Genomic DNA, 18,859 nt, shown 5'->3' with positions numbered 1-18,859 from the left:
GATGGCTCATAATACGTGAAAATCCCCGGCTGTGTCAAGATATTTCCAGGGCTTTTGGTGACCTCTTCGGTCCTTGTTTTCAGGAGGTGCCATGCTTGAGGGCCAGCACTTCCTGCTGAAGCGCTTCGCTGGAGCAGGCCAGCGCACTTGTTCCAATCGCAAGGGTTTCCCCCTCAAGATTGCAGAAAGCACCTCCTGCCTCCCGCACGATCACGCCCAGAGGAGCAATATCCCAGGGTGACATGACGGGGTCGGTCATGATATCTATTGCGCCTCGCGCGAGGAGCATGTAGCCATAGGCATCGGCCCAGGTTCTGCCTGCCAGGCAGCGCTGTAACAAGGCGATGCTGAGTTCCGGATGGTGGTTATAAAGATCGACCGGGTCCGTGGTGGCGTACCAGGCATCTTTAAGGGTCGTGGTCGATGAGACTCTCACAGGCCGGCCTCGCTCGTCGTGGGCTCCATGCCCCAGGGCGGCGCTGACCATCTCTCCCGTAGCAGGAGCGTAGATCACTCCCACCACAGGCTCTCCCTCCCGCAAAAGCGCGATCAGTGTTGTGTAGAGAGGAACTCCCCGAATGAAGGTCTTTGTCCCGTCGATGGGATCTATCACCCACTGAAAGCCCTGGCCTCCCATGGTTCCGCCTTGTTCTTCCCCGAGGATCGCGTGATCTGGGAATCGTCGGGAAATCTCCTCCCGGATTGCCTCCTCCGTGGCCTTGTCGGCAATGGTAACAGGACTGTCGTCGCTTTTCTGTTCGACCGCCAAGTCCCGGCGGGCAAACCAGTCGAGGGAGACGCTTCCGCCGATTCGGGCAAGATTTCGTGCGAAGTCGAGGTACTCCAGGAGCTCGGCCTCGGGGTTTTTTTTATCAGGTTTGGCATTCATCGGCTATAGTCCCTTTCTGAGTTCGCGGTCCATCTCCCGCTTCTGATCCTTTGCTTTGAGCGATTCTCGTTTGTCGTAGAGCTTCTTGCCTTTACAGACACCGAGCGCCATTTTTATCAGCCCCTGTTTGAGATAGAACTCCAGAGGCACCAAGGTGAACCCCTTTTCATCGACGCGGCGGCGAAGCCGATCGAGTTCATCAGCGTGGCATAATAGTTTTCTTCGTCGAGTAGGGTCGTGATTGAAGAGATTCCCGTGGGTATATTCGGTGATATGGAGGCCCACGAGCCAGAGCTCGTTCTGTATGATGCGAGCATAGGCGTCGGCAAAAGAAAATTTTCCCCGCCGCATGGATTTTACCTCGGTCCCTTGCAGAATGATACCCACTTCCAGGGTGTCCTCTACCTGGTATTCATAAAATGCTCGACGATTCCGTGCGAGAGTTTTGCGTTCAGCCATTGTCGCTCCTGATGCAGTTGCGTTGCTCTCGGTCCTGTATCATGAAAACCGGAGGCCTGGGGAAAAAGATTTCCCGGGAAAAACATCCTTGGGGGGCCTTCATTGGCTTTCCTCAAGAAGGACCAGCCTGAAGCCCAGGAAGGGTGTTGCCCAGTCCGGCGGTTGGCTGCCTCGAACCACCGGGTCGAGGGTGGGGGAGTTTGCGAAACTTCCGCCCCGTACCGTGGCGTGATATCCCCGGGAAGGGGTAAGGGTCTGATCATTATTTCCGTACCAATCGCTGGTCCACTGCCAGAGAAACCCTCTCATTGAAACAAGCCCCAGGACCCCGGGAGGAGACCGGTGGAAGGACTCGAAGCTTCCTTCCCGTTGTGGTCGGGAGTTTGTGCCGGCGGGGGATTCTTCCTGGGAGCCGTTGAGAAATGCTGCGTATTCCCATTCTTCCGAGGAGGGCAGACGAACTGTCGCATGTGAAGGTATCTGACCCTCCTCACGGGCCCTGTCCTGAACCCATCGGGCAAAGGCCTCTGCTGCCGGACGAGGGACAAAGCGCAGGGGTTTCTCTGCTTCGGGTGGGCTCTGACGAACCGGAGCTGTGTGGACCCAATCGCGCCATGTTTCGGGCCAATCCTGCAAATACCCCGGATCGTCTCTGTTCTCGGGTGCCCACTGGGGATTCTCGGTGAGGAAACGGGCGAAATCTCTCCGGTTGACTAACCTGGTCTGTATCCAGAAGGAATCGGGAAAATCGATGACCTTCCCCGACGATCCTTCCTGGTGAAGTGGGTAGCCAGTTATGTAGGGGCCTGGGGGAACTTTGGAAAACGTAAGTTGTGCTGCTTCTCGGGTCTGGATGTCATGGGGGGGCCTCTTTTCCAGAAATCCCGAGGTGGCCAGTATGGTGGTGGAGCGATTATCCTCGCGTGTCCGGGACCACTCGGCGACGGCATTAGAGAAGGAGCTCTCCGACGTTGCCCGCAGAAGATCTTCAGGAAAGAGATCCTCAGCGAGGCGGTAAAATCCCTGATATTTATTATCAAGATGTATAAAAAATTGTACTGCCTTTGCCACGGAACCGCCGTGAAAAGAACCTCCGGGGTTTTGAATACGAAGTACGGCTCCCAGAAGATCGGCAATCTGATGGGGGCGGGCATGGGCAACGAGGTTCCGGAGATGTTCCGTCTCAAGCGGGGTGCCTTCGCCCTGAGGAGATCCCGGGGCATCAGGTGGGTCGAAGGAAAGAGCCGTCCAGAGTCGGCGTGCTCCGTCTCGTGCCACGGGAGGGTGCTGGAATTGCCCCCCGGGACCGGTACCCAGGGACCAGGCTGCAAAGTCGGCAACCGTTTCAGTCCGGATTTTGCCCCGGTCCGCCTTGGCAAAACGAACGGTCAGGGTGGTTCGTCGAGGAGCCACGAGACTTCCCAGACGACGACCGGAAATCGGGACGGTTTTTCGTACCGTTTCGAATCCCGCCAGTTCTGTGCGGATCTCCCTCTTTCCTGCGGGGAGAAACGTCTCAAGAGGTGCTTTCCCCTGAAGAAAACCGTCAATATATACCGAAGAGCCTGCCGGAACGGTCTCTACAGTCACCATGGAGCCATAGCGACGGAGCCCGGGGAAAAGCAGAAGAAAGAAGAGGAGCGTTACCAGGGCAAAAGCCCACATGAGGGGAACGTAAACCAGAGGTTTTACACCAAAAAGGGGAGGCAACGTAACAAAAACCGTTTTAAGCTCTTCTTCGGAGGTAATATTTTTCCAGGTGTTTTTCATATTCTTCCCATGTTCTGGTGCGGCTCGATTCAGGGCAGTTCCAGCTAGGGAGTATAGGTAGCCCCTTCGGGCGTGTCAACGAGCGATGTGCTTGTCAACCCTTCTATCGCGTGATAGCCTCCGTCCCATGCGTGCGTTCTCTCTCCGCTTGGTACAGTTTACGGAATATCTACTCACCCTGAGGGCTCGCAGAAAGGCAAAAAGTCGTCTGAAACAGGCTCGCAAGCATCCGGTTCGAGACTGGGTCGAGGCCTTCTTTCAAGCGGCGCTTCTTGTGCTGGTGATCAATCAGTTCTTTCTTCAGGCCTATCGAATTCCCTCGGGATCCATGATTCGCACCTTTATTGAAGGCGACAGAATTTTCGTCAACAAGATGCTCTATGGTCCGGAGCTCCTGCCGGGCCTTCAAAAATTACCCGGTCTTGTAAGGCCCCAGCGCAACGATGTGCTCATCTTTCTGAACCCCTCCTACATCAGTAGAGGAACACTCTTTACCATCGCACAGCGCACTATCTATATGTTGACGTTATCGCTGGTCGATATTGACCGGGATGCTATCAGCGACGAGGCCCGTGCGCAACTCTTGATCAAACGTGCCGTGGGAGTTGGCGGCGATCGGTTTCGCAACGATCTCTACGGAAACCTCCAGGTTCTCCCTCCCGGTGGGGACCGCTGGGTTCCCGAGGAGGAGTTTCAGGAACTCACGGGAAAGCATTACACCCTGCAACGCCTCCTGGATGATTCCGACTACGAGATACTCCACGAGGGAGCCCGGGCCCTGGCTTACAGAGATCTGAATATCTCCCTGTCAAGGAAAGAATCTGAGGCCCTGGCACGTCTTCAGCACAGAGGAATACGAGACCCCTTTGCGTTCGAGCTGGTTCGTCAGGGCACGCTTTTTTCGGCGGCACCTCACAACACCCGCTATCGTCAGCGCTATCAATTTATCGAGAATGGATGGTATGTGCCCCCGGAGCGCATTTTCGGCCTGGGAGACAACCGGGACAATTCCCGGGACGGGCGTTACTTTGGCCCGGTTCATGAAGAGAACGTTCTGGGCCGATCCATGGTTATTTACTGGCCACTCGACAGAATGGGGCGTATCCACTGAGGCCTTTCATGATTTCCCAGAGTTGGTACGGCTGGATTGTGAGCATCTGCTGTGAGCGTCTACTGTGAGCGATAGATCAAAACGCAAAGGTCTCCGGGGCATTCTGGTGTTGCATCTTCTCTTTGTGGTGGCGGTCTACGTGGGATTTCGATCCTATGGCCCGGCCTTGATATCCGTCCAGGGAACATCTCTTGCTCCACTTCTTGTCGAGGGAGATCTGGTGCTGGCTCACCGCGACACCAAGGTTCTTCAAAGAGGAACCCTTGTGTTTGCACGCGCACCGTTTCGGACAACACCTACCTTGCGGGAACGGATCGCCCGGTTTCGTAGCGATGGCCCCCGGGAACCCTATCCGCATCCTGTGGGTGGCCCGGTTTTGAGATTTGTGGCAGCCCTGCCCGGCGATCGTGTCATCTGGGATCATCAGGGGGTCTCTGTGGGATCCGCCCGATACACGATTCCCTACCTTCATCGTGATCTTCCTCATCGCCAGGAAGAGATCCTGGTTCAGGAGGGAGAGGTTTTCCTTCTCGCCCTGGAACCAGGAAGAGCCGATTCGCGGGTTGTCGGAGTGGTTTCTGAGGAGGATCTGCTGTTTCGCGTTCAGTCCATCGTATGGCCTCGGGAGCGCAGAAAGGTTCTGTATCCCCGGAAGGAGCAGCAGGCAGCAGAAAACCTCCCGGAGATGTAGCCATGAAACCACTTGAGATGTCTCCTGGTATTTCCGGTATTTCCGGTATTTCCCTGAGGGCACTATGCCGTTGAGGGCTTTGTGAACCTGATTGGTGGCCACCTCTATATCCATATCCCCTTTTGCAGATCCCGTTGCGATTACTGCGATTTCTATACCCGTTGTGGCGTCTCCGAAAAGCGTCAGAATGAGGTGGTGGAGGCAATTTCCCGTCAGGCTGAGGAACTCCTCCCGCTCCTTCTGGATGAAACCCCTTCGGATTACCCCCCCGGGCAGAACGGGCTACCCGGGCAGGACGGGCTGTCTGGCTCTGTCCCTGGTGCGTCTGCTCCGGATACACCCGCCTCGGGTGGCGCCCCTCTTGCCACGATGTATCTTGGCGGGGGCACGCCTTCTGCGCTGGTTCCCACAGCACGGAAGAAGCTCTTTGCCCTTGTGCGGCGTTTGGGTCTTGCCAAGGAGGCTACTCTGGAGGCAAACCCTGAAGACATAACGCCACAATTTCTGGAAGAAGCCAGCCAGGCAGGGATCAACCGCCTCTCTGTGGGAGTACAATCCCTTGACGCAGGGGCGCTTCAGCGAATCGGCCGGAAAATAGATCCCGACACTGTCCAGCGGGGTATCGATCTGGTGCACAATCACTGGCGAGATGCGGCAGGCAAACAGCGACGCTGGAGTGCTGATATCATCGCCGGAATCCCCGGCCGAAACAACAGCGCCTTGCAACAGGATCTTGAGGGGGTCCTTGCCGCCGGTGCGGATCATCTTTCGGTCTATGAACTCACCCTGGAACCGGAAACTCCCCTGGGTCGGGATCTTCGCCGGGGAACCTTCCGGACCGCTCCCGAGGAAGAGATTCTGGCGGAACGAGCCTTTCTGGATCACTTGTTGCGTGGTCGGGGGTTTTCCCGTTACGAGGTTTCAAGTTACGCCCTGCCTGATAGCGAGAGCCACCACAACTGTGCCTACTGGCAGATGAGACCTTACTTGGGGATCGGTCCTGGTGCGGTGGGAACCATCCTCTCGCCCTCACCACGCCGTCTTACCAATACCCGTGATCTGGCCCTCTACTGCTCTGATCCTTCCCGGGGACTGGAGATTGAAGAAATCTCCCCGACGGACTACCTCAAGGAGGTAATCATGATGGGCTTTCGCACGCGCCGGGGGATATCGCGCAGGACCTTCCTGGATCGCTTTGGGGCTCCCCTGGAATCGTTTATCCCCGAAACACTCGACCGCTGGAAGGTTCCCATCCCTGGGGCCAAAGAGGACCGCAAAGAAGGCGATGCAAGCGAAGGATGGTACCGCCTTGCCCCCCGGCACTGGATGCTTCTGGACACCTTTCTCAGGGAGGCCTTCCGGGAAATCAACGAGACCGGAAACGCTGCCCGATGAACCGCTGAAACCACACCCCCCGAAACTGCCAAAACCTTGACACCTCCGGGGTCAAGTGATAGTTTCCTTTCACCACTCCAGATACCCAGAGGAGATTTCATGTCCGGCCATAGTAAATGGGCCACAATACGGCACAAAAAAGGCGCGCAGGATGCAAAGCGCGGAAAAGTTTTCTCAAAGATAATCAAGGAAATAACCATCGCCGCGCGTCTCGGGGGTGGCGAACTCGAGAGCAATCCCCGCCTCCGCACGGCTATAACCAAAGCCAAGGGCGCCAACATGCCCAAGGACAACATAGACAGGGCGATAAAAAAAGGAACCGGCGAGCTTGGTGGAGCCGATTACGTGGAGCTCTCCTACGAGGGCTACGGACCCGGTGGGGTTGCGATCCTGATCGACGCCCTGACGGATAACAAGAACCGCACCGCTGCCGATGTTCGAAGCATTCTTGCCAAGAACGGGGGAAACCTGGGGGAAAACGGCTGTGTCTCCTACCTCTTTAACCGCAAGGGTGTTATCGCGTACAGCGCCGAGCGGTACAGCGAGGACGAAATCATGGAAGTGGCCCTTGAGGCCGGTGCCGACGACGTCGCCGACAGTGGCGGAACAATTGAGGTAACCACCGCTCCCGATGACTTCGAGGCGGTTCTGGAAGCTCTCGGCTCGGCAGGGTTTGAGCACGATATGGCAGAAATATCGCGGGTTCCCGATGCCACGGTCTCCCTTGATCCTGAGAAAACCCGGAAGGCCATCCGGCTGATAGAGCTTCTGGACGATCATGACGATGTCCAGGAGGTCGCTACCAACCTGGATATCCCCGACGATTTCGATCCCGAGGGCTGATGGCGGTAATCCTCGGCGTGGACCCGGGCCTTGCCTCGACGGGCTATGGAATTATCCGGGAAGCCGGGGGTCGTCTGGAATGTCTCGATTTCGGAGTGATCAAAACGTCGGCTCATGCTTCATCGGGTGAGCGTCTGGAAACCATATACTCTGTGCTTTCCGATCTTCTTCGGACCCACAGGCCGGACTATGCCGGGATTGAAGGGCTTTACTTCACAAAAAACGTCACCAGCGCCATTCCCGTGGCCCAGGCTCGGGGGGTGGTTCTTTTGGCGCTTGCCCAGTTTCGCCTTGATGCGCAGGAATACACCCCGCAACAGATCAAGCAAGCCGTTGTAGGAAACGGTCAAGCCGATAAGGAGCAGGTTATCCAGATGGTCCGCGTTATTCTGGGGCTAAAGGCCCCCCCTCGGCCTGACCATGCTGCTGACGCGCTTGCAGCCGCTGTTACACGCCTGCATAGTTGCTTTGGGAGGTGATCGATGTTTCATAGCCTGACAGGACGGATCTCGGGGCATCAGTTTCCGTTTCTCTTTCTGGAAACTGGCGGTATCGAGTGGGAACTTGAGGTGAGCGCCGCGACCTTCCAGGCGTCTCTGGCCGCAGAACGAAGTGAGCCCGTCCGACTCCTGGTGTACCTGCAAACTCGCGAAGATCTCTTGAAACTCTTCGGATTCTGGACCGATTCAGAGCGCCAGGCCTTTTTGCAACTCATCACCGTTCCCGGCATAGGACCGCGCCAGGCCCTGAAAATCCTCTCGGGAACTACCGTAACGCAGCTTACCCAGTTTCTGGAAGAAGAGGATCTTTCGTCCCTGACCCGAATTCCGGGACTGGGGACCAAAACGGCCCAGAAGATGATTCTCCAGTTGAAAGGGCATCTGGTCCGGGAGGAACCTTCCGGCAAGGCCTCTTCACCCGCTCCGGCAGGTCCCCTGGAAGAGCTGGCCACGGCACTGGTAGATATGGGCTACGATAAAGGGGCGGTTCGAAAGGTACTGGATCGTCTCTACGGGGAGCTAAAAAGCCTGTCACCCCCCGACGGGGAGTCTTCCCGGAAGGGGAGCGCCTCGGCTGTCACCGATCAGCAGGAACAGGAGCTGTTCCGCCGGGCCATCAGGGAGTTGAGTTCATGACATCCAACGACGAGCATCCTCTGCGACCCGACTTCGAAGAGCAGGACCACCGGGAAAACGAGCTGCGGCCACGGTTGCTGGAAGACTTTTTGGGTCAGGAGCAAATCAAGGCGAATCTGCGTGTTTTTATCCAGGCGGCCCGGGAGCGGCAGGAATCGCTGGACCATGTTTTCCTCTCGGGGCCGCCAGGGCTGGGAAAAACCACCCTGGCCAGCATCATCGCCCACGAGATGGGCGCCGACCTGCGGGTTACGGCGGCGCCGGCTCTGGAAAAGCCCAAGGATCTGGCCGGTATACTGACGTCACTCCAGGAGGGGACGGTCTTCTTTATCGACGAGATTCACCGACTGAAGAGCTCTCTGGAAGAGATGCTCTATGTGGCCATGGAGGACTACGAGATCGATTGGGTGATCGGGCAGGGGCCCAGCGCACGCACCCTGAGAGTTCCTCTGCCGCGTTTCACTCTGGTGGGAGCAACCACCAGGCCCGGCATGGTGGCAAGCCCCCTGTATACGCGCTTCGGAATCCCTGTCCGTCTGGATTACTATACTCAGGATGAGCTCGCGGCAATTATCCGCCGCACCTCGTCCATCCTGGAAATAGCTATTCGGGAAGAAGCGGTTCTTCTTCTTGCTGATACCTGCCGGGGAACCCCCCGGGTGGCAAACCGTCTGGTCCGGAGGATGCGCGACTTCGCCCAGATTCTGGGTGAGGGAGTAATTACCGGGGCTGTTGTCCGGGAGGGGATGGAACGGCTTAACATCGATCAGTACGGTCTCGAAGAGCAGGATCGGCAGATCCTTCGGGCTATCGTGGAAATGTATCAAGGCGGGCCTGTAGGAGCTGAGACGCTGGCTATATCGGTGGGGGAGGAGCTGGACTCCCTGGAAGTTTTTTACGAGCCCTTTCTTATCCAGCAGGGCCTTCTTCAGCGTACCGCCCGGGGCCGGATTGCCACGCCTCGAGCCTACGCTGTACTCGGGCTTCCAGGAGATGAAACAGGTGAAGACCAGCGATCTCTTTTTTGATTTACCCCAGGAACTGATCGCCCAGGAGCCGCCCCGGGAGCGGGGTGCGAGCCGCCTCTTTCTGGCTCACCGGGCAACAGGTGGTGTAGAGCATCGGGTCATGACCGATATCATCGACGCGGTAGCGCCCGGGACGGTGATGGTCTTCAACGATTCCCGTGTCCGTCGTGCCCGGGTCTATGCCAGGACGGTGGATACCGGTTCCAGCCAGGAATTTCTTCTGGTGGAGCCCCGCGGGGAAAATCGGTGGCTTGCGATCGGCCCCAACACAAAGAAGCAACGTCTGGGACGTGTCTTTCGCTTTGATCCCTCGGGGGTCACAGCACGGATCTCTTCTGTGGAACCACCCTACCGGGAACTCACCTTCTCGCAGCCTGTAACGGATCAGTGGCTTGAGGAGCACGGTCACATTCCGTTGCCCCCTTATATCCACCGGAGCGATTCCTCCGACGATGCCCAGCGATATCAGACGGTCTATGCCCGCACCGTGGGAAGCGTGGCGGCCCCCACGGCGGGGTTGCATTTTACCCGGGATATGCTCCAGGCCCTGGGGGATCGAGGGGTTGAGATCCACTTTGTTACCCTTCACGTGGGGATCGGCACCTTTCTTCCCGTAAGGACGGAGGTCCTTGAAGAGCACAAAATGCACAGTGAGCGCTACAGTGTCTCTCGGGAGACAGCCCGGGCGATCGGGAAGGCAAAGGACGAAGGACGGCCCGTCCTTGCTGTGGGAACCACGGCGGTGCGCACGCTGGAGTCTGCCTGGAACGAGGCTCTCCAGAGGGTGGAGGCGGGAGAAGACGAAACGGGAATTTTTATCTACCCCGGTTACCGATTCCGGGTGGTGGATCAGCTTTTTACCAATTTTCACACCCCCGGGAGCACCCTGCTGGCTCTGGTAAGCGCCTTTGCCACTCCTGAGGATATCAAAGAGTGGTACCGCCAGGCCGTGGAAGAACGATACCGCTTTTTTTCCTATGGCGACGCCATGCTGATCAGGTAAGGGGTGCCGCTACGATGCCGGTCAGTAGGTTGATTCGTCCATCGCTTCAAAAGCCGAGCGAACTTCAGCCACCCGGTCCAGGTGGCGTTCGATGATTCTGCCGTAATTCAGCGATCCCCTGCGTATCCGGTGGTGCTGGTCTTCCCAGTACTGGATGCGGTCCAGGCTGATGAAACGGATCGGTGCTGCTTCCTGACTCCATCGCTGGGCCTCATCCCAGTAGACCAGGGCGTAGCGAAAAAGTTCCTCGGCTCGCTCCAGACTCTCAAGATTTTGTCGTTGCCAGGGGGCGTTGTAAAAAAAAGCCTCGAATTTCATGTACTGTGTGCCCCATTGCAGGTACAGTTCAGTAAGTTTCAAGTTGATATGCATCGAGAAGAGGTAGCGATACCATTCCCACTCCCGCTCGTTAGAGATCCTTGCCAGGGCGTAGAGGGGATTTGCAAAATCGCTTCGCAGGGCCTGCTCCAGCCAGTAGATGTTTTCTGCGATTCGCTGGGGAGAGGCGTAGAAATGCTGATGATAGAGTCGGTATAACTGTTCCCGGTAGATCAAGCGGGACGAAGAGACCCCTGGAAAGGCCGGGGTCAGGAGAAAGACCCCCGCCAGGGTCCACAGGAGGAAAAGACGAGACCTCATAGTGCTCCTATCGGCATGCCTGGAGGGAAGCACAAGTGATGATTCGAGGGTCTTCACGGGAAACCAGGAGGATTCCTGTCTGTTTCAGGTTCTTCAGGTTCTTCAGGTTCTTCAGGTTCTTCAGGTTCTTCAGGGTCTTCAGGGTCTTCAGGGTCTTCAGGTTCCGCCTTCAGGTCTGTGCTCCTCCAGGGACAGGGCGGCCAGAACATCGTGGAAGATATCGTCTTCGCTCCGGTCTCCCGAGAGGGTATGGATTTTCATGTCGCCCCGCTGAACAGGAGGAAGAAGGGAAAAATCCCTGATAACCCGACGGTATCGAAGGGCAACCTGTTCCTGAATCTCCCGTGTTTCAAGGGAGTCCCGCTCTTCACGGAGCGATATCCTCCGGTGGGCCTCGTCCAGGGATGTGTCGATAAAAAAGAGGTGCTGCGGCAGGGGGAATCCTGCATTCAGCCGTTCCACGAGTCCGGTTTCTGCCAGGTATCCCTGATACGCCAACGAGGAGAAGAGGTATCGATCGCATACAACCACATGCCCTGCGGCCAGGCGGTCTTTTATTCCCTGGTTCGGTCGGAAAAGATGTTCGTTCCGGTCAGCCGCAAAGAGGAGCGCCAGAGTTTCGGGACGAACGTATTCAGGCCCTTTCAAGAGACGCCGAATGACGGTGCCTGTTGCAAAATCTGTGGGCTCACAGGTAAATTCAGCCTGACCTTCGCGGCCAAGATATTCGGTCAGACGTTGTGCCTGGGTTGTTGTCCCGGCCCCGTCAAGACCCTCGAAAACAATGAAATCCGGCCAGACATCTTCGGACCGGGAAAGGTGCGGCATCGTGCATGCTCCCTGGGTAATGTGATACCATGACTATACGGGATTGAGGAATGAACAGGAAGCAACTCACTCGAAACATTCTGCTCTTTCTCGTCATGTCCGCGGTAACGGCGTCCCTGGTTGCTGGGGTGTTCTGGCTCATCCCGCGCACCGAGGTTCGTCTTTTGGAAATTCGATCTCTTCTGGTGGAAGAGTTTGAGTCAGCGATCGCCCAGGACGTCTCCTGGGACTCGGTCAGCCCCTCGGTTTTGCGGGGAATCACACTCCACGGGGTGCGGCTTTCCGATGGAGCAGCCTCGGCCCAGGCTGTCTCTGTTGGCCTCAGCCTCCCCCATATTCTTCGTGGCGACAGGCACCGCATGATTCCTGAAGTCCGGCTCCGCTCGCCCCAGGTCAGGATTTCTACCCTGAAGGAGCAGGAGCAGTGGTTGCAGACGATCGCCTTCTTTCGCGGAGACGGTACGGGCCGCCGGGAAATAAAAATCTTTGTAGAACAGGGCTCGCTTCACCATGCCCTCTTTTTTCCTGATACAGCTCGTCAGGAATCGTTGCAGACGGTTCTCCTGGAGGGAGTCTCGGCCGAGGTGGAGCTTGGCCGGACTTCCCTGGAGGGATACCTCCGGGCAGAGAGCTCCCTGTTTACTGAAGTGCAGGGAGATCCCTTTGTGGTGCAGACCCGTCTTTCAGCAAGTTTTAGCGGAAGCAGGGCCGGTGATGTAGCAGGAGTTACCCTGGAGCTAGGCGCTATCGGCGGAAGCCACTTTACAACCCGGGATTTGACGCTCCGACTGGAACGACATGGCGATTCCCTCAGGGTAGAGCGAATACGAAGTCACGATGCTCTGGACATCATCGCGGAGATTGATCTGTCCCGGGAGACCCTTCAACTTCAGCTTCAAAGTGAAGGCTTTCTTCCCGCTTCACTGGTGCGATTTCATGGCCCCTGGAGTCCATGGAACGAGTGGCTGCGAAGTCCGGTAACAACCCGATCGTACGTAGTGTTCGATGGTCACGAGGGGTTTCAGGAGGCCCGGGGAGAGATCTCGGGAACCGTGCGACACAAAGCCCTGCCTGAGCCGCTACCCCTGGTGGCAACATTTCAACTCACACCGGACCTTCTGAAGCTTCCGTCGCTCACACTCCGGGGAACCCGGGGACGAGCGTATTTTTCCGGATCCTGGAGGCGTCACGCTCAGGCTCCCGACGGAAGAGTCAGTTTTTCCGGTTTCTCCTACGCAGGATCCCCGCTTTTGGACGGGACGGTCTCTGTGAGCGCCTCTTCCGATACCTTGGGGCTGAGCGCCGAAAAGCTTCAGGTCAACGGGCTCCCTTTCTATAATCTGGCAGGGCATCATTTGCGGAGGGGCCGCTATAACTCGCTGGATTTTGCTGTTTCTCTGGAAGAGGACGTTCCGGGACAACTTCGAGGCTCGGCGCGATACGCTGCCGGGGGAAATATCCTGGACGACATTACGGGAGAAATAGAACTCGATCAGGTAGATCTCCTGGGCCTGGTCTCGGCAGCCGAGGCGCTCCACCTGGAGCTTCCCTTTCCGCTCCCGCATTCCGCCCCTGGTGCTCCCGATTATCGTGCGAGTGGAACTGCCCGTTTCGACCGGCGGGAAGGGGATCTTTTGGTCCGCGTCCCGTATCTGTCAGTTTGGGACAAGGCTATTCCCCAGCGCCAGGGGGTTGTCTCGGCAACCTATCGGAATGGCCAGCTCTCTATAAGACAGTTCTATCTCCGGGAAGGGGACATTACCATTGCCGGGTCCGGTGATGTGGATCTCCTCAAGGGTGATGAGATTACTTTCTCGGTTGATTTCACCGTAAACGGGTTCCCCTATTTTCTGGACGGTATTTTCTTCTCTGAAGGCGTTCTGGAGCTGCGGGGGCCCCAGGGATTTTCTGCAACCCTGCGGCGCACCTCGGGAGGAGCCCTTTCTCTGACTGCACGCACTCGCAACACCCCCTTGCCCGTGGGGAATCTCCGGATGACTGCGGATTTCGAGGCGCTCTATTATAACAGGAGTGATTGGTACCTGACGATTCAGGATGCAGACCTTCGAAACCTCCCTCTGCCAAACCACCGCCTGGGCCGGGCAACCTTTGCAGCGGCCTTTCATCCCGAGACCTTTCATCTGGCCGTCACCGAACTGGATGATCAGGTGAGCACCCTGGCTGGTTCGATTCAGGCGCGATATCGCCTGGAACGGGATGATCTGGAAGTGTCGTTGACGGGAGGCTTTTCCGGGCTGGATTCCCCGGAACAGTACCGACTTGCCGCCCGTTACGCCGGGGAAAATATCGCTCTGGATCTTCGCTTCGCCGAGGCTCCAGCCAGACGGCTCTCACCCCAGGTTGAGGAGGGAAACCTGACCGGCACCGTTCAAATGGTGGGCGATCCCGGGGCTCCCGATTTTCGGGTTTTTCTGGAATCGGAGTCGCTCCTCGTGCGGGGTATTCCTCTGGCCTTCCGTTTTTTTGTCCAGGGTGATCAGGAACGTCTGCGGATGAACCAGGGAACATTCACCTACGGCACCACTCACCTTGAAATCCCTCAGGCTGTGTTAAACCGGAAGAGTGGGGCGATCGAGGGCGAACTCTACGCGCAAAGACGAAGACAGGAGCAAGAAGATCAGGAGATCGATCTCGTCTTTTCGGGTGAGACAGCTCCGCTGGAAGTACTTGAGCTCGATGTTCTTCGGGAGATGCCCCTCGATCTTGTTCTGACTCTGAAGCAGCCCGCAGGAGAGCCTCCCGTGGATCCTCGCTCCTTGCGGTATCGTCTTCTGCGAACCGCCGAAGAGACCCTCCTGGAGCGCCAGGACCGGGTCATTCGCATGCATCTCACCGACCAGGGAGAGATCGACTTCCTTGTGGCGGGAGACAGGCCCTTCCGGGGGCGGGCAAAAGGATTTGTCTCTCCCGAACGGATCGAGCTTACCATCTCGGATATCCACATCGAGATGGACCATCTCGCCTTGCCCCCGATTCTCCAGAGCTTCAATCTTGAACAGGGGACGATGAGGGGATCCCTGCGAGCGATTGGCCCCCCCGGTGATCCCGACCTGTTTGGAACGCTGGCAGTGCGGGATGCGAAAATTGCGACCCCCTTTTCTCCTGACTCCGTGGGTCCCTTGAATACCGTCCTTATCTTCGAGGGGAACCAGGTGCGAATGCAGCGCACTCAAACTCCCGCAGGACTGGCCTCGCTCTACGTCTCGGCTCAGATTCTTCTGAATAATCTGGACTTTGAGGAGTACCGGATCGATCTGGAGATACCGGGCGAGACTGGTGGCCGTGTGGCTGCCACCTTTGGGCCCATGCACGTCGATGGTTTTGCCCGGGGGTCCATGCGGGTGGCCGGGACACTCCAGGATCTGGATCTCACCGGTGCGGTGACGCTCTATGGAACGGAGCTTGCCGTGGCTGCCGATTTTGACCCCGAGTTGATGGAAGGCCCCCATATGACGACCGATCTGCGGATCAGCACAGGCAGGGGAGTCCGGTTCATCTGGCCTGATACGGATATCCCCATCCTGCGGAGCAATTTTGCTCTTGACCAGGGGGTTCAGCTCGTTCTTGATACCCGGGAGGGCGTCTTTTCCCTGATGGGTGTCATCGATATTCAGAGTGGCGATGTCCTCTATTTTGACCGGAGCTTTCTCTTGCGCGAAGGTTCTGTAGAGTTCAGAGAGAGCCACGTGGAGTTTGATCCCCGAATCACCCTGCGGGCAGAGCTGCGCGAGGCCACCCCGGAGGGCCCGGTGCGAATCTATCTCGTAGCCAATCGTCAGCGTTTGAGCGAGTTCAGCCCCCGTTTCGAGTCAAACCCGCCTCTGGATGGAGCCGAGATTGTAGCCATTCTCGGCGGCAATATCTTTCAGACCACGGGAGAGAGCGCTTCCAATGTACCCTCGGCGCTTCTTTCCACCACCGATCTGGTTACCCAGTTCGGGTTTTTTCGTCAGTTCGAAAACGCTGTCCGGGACAGGCTTGATCTGGATTTGTTTGCAATTCGAACCAGCGTGATCCAGAATATCCTTCTCACGGCGATCACGCCCGTTGAGGAGGAAGCCCTTCAAACGGCACCCACTCTGGGAACCTATCTCAATAATACGTCCATTTTCTTTGGTCGCTACATTGGCGATAGCGTCTTCGGCCAGACTGTTATCCAGATGCGGGCCCGGGACCCCGATATGTTTGGCGACAATCAGGGATTTCAGCGCGTCGGAGGGGTATTGATAGATTCAGAAATTAGTTTAGAATGGCAGACGCCATTTTTTATGCTGGAGTGGAATCTTGCTCCGCAGAATCCTGAGGAGCTCTTTGTAAGAGATAACACCTTCTCGTTTCTGTGGTCATTTTCATATTGATTATTTTTAGGGAGCATGAATGCGACTATTGCGCTGCGTCCTGCTGCTTTGTGTAGTTGGCGGGGTATTACAGGCTGAAGAATCCCCCGACTGGTATTTGAACGAACCGATTCGAGAAATCCGTTTCGAAGGGTTGCGAACGGTCACGGAGAATGAGCTCTTTCCTGTGATTGAGAGCTTCATCGATGAGCCTTTCACGGAACAGAAATTTCTGGAACTTCAACGGCGTCTCTACGCGATGGATCTCTTCGAGCAGATCATTCCGAATGCGGTCCGTCCCGAGGATCTGCCGGACGGACCCGAGGACGGAATGGTTCTGTCCTTTGATGTCCAGGAGCGCCCTGTTATAACAGCCATCCAGTTTTCGGGAAACAACCGTCTGGGGCGCAACCGGCTTCGCGACGTCATTCTCCTGAAGCAGGGTGATATGGTCACACGATCAAAGCTGCGGATGGACGAAGAGGCGATTCGCACCCTCTATCTCGAGCAGGGGTTTCCCAACGTCTCTGTTTCTTCGGAGTTTATCCAGGAAGATGAGGACGAAAACATTGTCCGTTTCACCATCGACGAAGGGGCTCAACTCTCGATTGAATCCATCCGCTTTGCAGGAAACCAGTTCGCCTCCGATACAAGCCTGCGCGGCGTCATGCAGCTGCGGGAACGAAGCATCTTTAACCGGGGCCTTTTTCAGGAGGCTCTCCTGGAGCAGGACAAAAACAGGATCCGCCGATTCTATTACGAGCAAGGATACATCGATGCAGAAGTTGTCGATGTGAGCAAGGATGTCCGCGAGGAGCCAGGAGAGAATCGAAGTTATCTCACCCTTACGGTGGGTGTCGACGAGGGCGCGCGGTACACCTTCGGGGGAATATCATTCCGGGGTAATACAATCTTTTCCGATGAGGATCTCGGCGGGCTTGTCCGGCTTGAGCCAGGAGATGTCCTGGATCTGGTCCGGTTCGAAGCTGACTATCAACGAGTGGCTGACCGGTACTACGAGAGCGGATATATTTTCAATCAAATAACCCGTCGCGAAATCCGGGATGAGGAGAGCAAAACCATCTCCTTTGAGGTGGTGATCGTGGAGCGCAACCGGGCACACATCGAAAATATCATCTTTCGGGGAAACGAAAAGACAAAAGACTTCGTTCTTGAACGGGAAATCCCCCTGGAGGTGGGGGACGTGTTTAGCGCCACCAAGATCCGCGAAGGGCTTCGAAACCTGGCAAACCTTCAGTATTTTTCAGCTATTGCCCCCGAGACGCCTGCGGGGAGTACCGAGGGGCTCATGGATCTCATTATCAACCTGGAGGAGGGGAGTACTGCCGATATCACCTTCGGTCTTGCCTTCGGTGGAAACCAGGATTTCCCTGTCTCTGCCCAGATTCAGTGGCAGGACCGCAACTTCCGGGGTCGCGGCCAGATTTTCGGGATCCAGGCCACAGCTTCACCGGTAAACCAGCGGGTAACTTTCAATTTTCGTGAACGCTGGCTCTTCGGACGGCGCTGGTCGGGGGGGCTTAATCTGAGCTTCGATCGATCCGTGATAAACAACGTTCCCCAGAACGCCCGGGCACCACTCTACGCCGATGGCGATGATGACGCTGTGCCCGATCCGTATAACCATGAAGACTATGTTTTTACCAAAGACGGTACCGATTTCAATGGTCGGACTTACAACGCTGGCGACCGCTTTCCGGGAACCCCTTCGTCCACGGCTGTTGGCAAGTACAACCTGGAAAACGAGTACGAATACCTGGGGGGGAGCACGCGCAACATTCCCTCGGAAAACCTCATGAGCTACGACGCCTACAACATCCGTCTGGGCGCCAATACCGGATACACTTTCCGCACTCCCCTGGGGCGATTTACCCCGCGCACCTCGATCAGTACGGGAATCCGCTACCTCACCTACGACGATTCGATCTATCGCCCTGCCAGCGATACCACCCGGGACAACCACGAGCGATGGCGGTTTATCAACACCTGGGGGCTTGGAGCCGCCCTGGACCGACGCGACTTTATCTACAGTCCCTCCAGCGGATACCGCCTGGATCAGCAGTTCAACTTTACCGGAGGGTTTCTGGGCGGTGAACGCCACTTCACACGCTCCGAAACCACCGCCGAGGTCTTCTTCACCCTCTGGGACGTCCCCCTGGGCGACTGGAACTGGAAGATGGTTCTGGGAATGCAGTCGAAACTCAGCTTTATCTTGCCCAACTTCCTCTATTCCGAGGGTGACGACAAGTATTTCAAGATCGAGCAGAGCGACACGCTCCGTCTGGACGGGATGTTCACCTCCCGGGGATGGTCCTTCCGTAGCGACGGTGCCACCACCTGGAATAACTGGGTCGAGTTGCGAATGCCCCTCTCGGAGCAGGTGATCTGGTGGGACACCTTCTTTGAAGCCGCTGTGATGAGAGAGTTCTCCTCAAACCTGGCCAACTGGGACGACCGGCAGCGCATGAGCGACATCGAGAAGCAGGACTGGCAGTTCACCATCGGCACGGGTATCCGCTTCGTTATTCCCCAGTTTCCTATCCGGCTCTACCTGGCAAAACGCTTCGAGTACGACGAGAACGGAAACATCGACTGGAAGACAGGAAACCTCTTCAACGGGGGAGATTCCGACAGCGGCCGGGGAGTCGATCTGGTCTTTACGATCGGGGCGGAGTTCTTCTAGGAACC

General features: G+C 56.8%; 15 protein-coding genes. 10 read left to right on the top strand and 5 right to left on the bottom strand.

Features of this window, described 5'->3' with window-relative positions; genetic code table 11:
- Positions 1 to 79: 79 nt before the first annotated feature.
- The 3 genes from BW950_RS02675 to BW950_RS02665 form a co-directional block, all read right to left on the bottom strand.
- On the bottom strand, positions 80 to 889 hold the full coding sequence (locus BW950_RS02675) for an inositol monophosphatase family protein (protein WP_076487740.1): 810 nt from the start codon (positions 887 to 889) through the stop codon (positions 80 to 82).
- A 3-nt stretch (positions 890 to 892) separates the two neighbouring features.
- Complete coding sequence (gene smpB, locus BW950_RS02670) at positions 893 to 1,348, bottom strand: SsrA-binding protein SmpB (RefSeq protein WP_076487739.1); 456 nt, start codon at positions 1,346 to 1,348, stop codon at positions 893 to 895.
- 99 nt (positions 1,349 to 1,447) lie between these two features.
- A complete protein-coding gene (locus BW950_RS02665) occupies positions 1,448 to 3,118 on the bottom strand; it encodes an SUMF1/EgtB/PvdO family nonheme iron enzyme (protein WP_076487738.1) in 1,671 nt (556 codons plus the stop codon).
- Positions 3,119 to 3,245: 127 nt separating this feature from the next.
- On the opposite strand from BW950_RS02665, the gene BW950_RS02660 reads away from it, so the two are divergent.
- The 8 genes from BW950_RS02660 (at position 3,246) to queA (ending at position 10,325) form a co-directional block, all read left to right on the top strand.
- A complete protein-coding gene (locus tag BW950_RS02660) occupies positions 3,246 to 4,229 on the top strand; it encodes a S26 family signal peptidase (RefSeq protein ID WP_076487737.1) in 984 nt (327 codons plus the stop codon).
- Between the two features lie 64 nt (positions 4,230 to 4,293).
- Complete coding sequence (locus tag BW950_RS02655) at positions 4,294 to 4,920, top strand: S26 family signal peptidase (RefSeq protein WP_076487736.1); 627 nt, start codon at positions 4,294 to 4,296, stop codon at positions 4,918 to 4,920.
- 81 nt (positions 4,921 to 5,001) lie between these two features.
- On the top strand, positions 5,002 to 6,315 hold the full coding sequence (locus tag BW950_RS02650; RefSeq protein WP_076487735.1) for a coproporphyrinogen-III oxidase family protein: 1,314 nt from the start codon (positions 5,002 to 5,004) through the stop codon (positions 6,313 to 6,315).
- 99 nt (positions 6,316 to 6,414) lie between these two features.
- Positions 6,415 to 7,158, top strand: coding sequence for a YebC/PmpR family DNA-binding transcriptional regulator (locus tag BW950_RS02645; RefSeq protein WP_076487734.1), 744 nt, complete (start codon positions 6,415 to 6,417; stop codon positions 7,156 to 7,158).
- Positions 7,158 to 7,637, top strand: a complete 480-nt coding sequence (ruvC, locus tag BW950_RS02640; RefSeq protein WP_076487733.1) for a crossover junction endodeoxyribonuclease RuvC — start codon at positions 7,158 to 7,160, stop codon at positions 7,635 to 7,637. The genes BW950_RS02645 and ruvC overlap by 1 nt, the downstream gene beginning before the upstream one ends.
- Positions 7,638 to 7,640: 3 nt before the next feature.
- On the top strand, positions 7,641 to 8,294 hold the full coding sequence (gene ruvA, locus BW950_RS02635) for a Holliday junction branch migration protein RuvA (RefSeq protein WP_076487732.1): 654 nt from the start codon (positions 7,641 to 7,643) through the stop codon (positions 8,292 to 8,294).
- Positions 8,291 to 9,322: a Holliday junction branch migration DNA helicase RuvB gene (gene ruvB, locus BW950_RS02630; protein WP_076487731.1), complete on the top strand. Its 1,032-nt coding sequence runs from the start codon at positions 8,291 to 8,293 to the stop codon at positions 9,320 to 9,322. Before ruvA ends, ruvB begins: the two co-directional genes overlap by 4 nt.
- Complete coding sequence (queA, locus tag BW950_RS02625) at positions 9,297 to 10,325, top strand: tRNA preQ1(34) S-adenosylmethionine ribosyltransferase-isomerase QueA (protein ID WP_076487785.1); 1,029 nt, start codon at positions 9,297 to 9,299, stop codon at positions 10,323 to 10,325. Before ruvB ends, queA begins: the two co-directional genes overlap by 26 nt.
- 21 nt (positions 10,326 to 10,346) lie before the next feature.
- Here queA and BW950_RS02620 read toward each other — a convergent pair whose 3' ends face one another.
- Positions 10,347 to 10,964, bottom strand: a complete 618-nt coding sequence (locus BW950_RS02620) for a DUF8513 domain-containing protein (protein WP_076487730.1) — start codon at positions 10,962 to 10,964, stop codon at positions 10,347 to 10,349.
- A gap of 156 nt (positions 10,965 to 11,120) precedes the next feature.
- Positions 11,121 to 11,792: a dTMP kinase gene (tmk, locus tag BW950_RS02615; RefSeq protein ID WP_076487729.1), complete on the bottom strand. Its 672-nt coding sequence runs from the start codon at positions 11,790 to 11,792 to the stop codon at positions 11,121 to 11,123.
- Between the two features lie 50 nt (positions 11,793 to 11,842).
- Between tmk and BW950_RS02610 the strand changes: the two genes are divergently transcribed.
- Both BW950_RS02610 and bamA read left to right on the top strand, forming a co-directional pair.
- Positions 11,843 to 16,171 (top strand): translocation/assembly module TamB domain-containing protein, encoded by a 4,329-nt coding sequence (locus BW950_RS02610; RefSeq protein WP_076487728.1) that lies wholly within the window; start codon positions 11,843 to 11,845, stop codon positions 16,169 to 16,171.
- 19 nt (positions 16,172 to 16,190) lie between these two features.
- Complete coding sequence (gene bamA, locus BW950_RS02605; protein WP_076487727.1) at positions 16,191 to 18,854, top strand: outer membrane protein assembly factor BamA; 2,664 nt, start codon at positions 16,191 to 16,193, stop codon at positions 18,852 to 18,854.
- Positions 18,855 to 18,859 lie beyond the last annotated feature (5 nt).

The organism is Alkalispirochaeta americana (genome assembly GCF_900156105.1).
GTDB classification, from domain to species: domain Bacteria; phylum Spirochaetota; class Spirochaetia; order DSM-27196; family Alkalispirochaetaceae; genus Alkalispirochaeta; species Alkalispirochaeta americana.
This window is presented reverse-complemented; position numbering and strand designations above follow the sequence as displayed.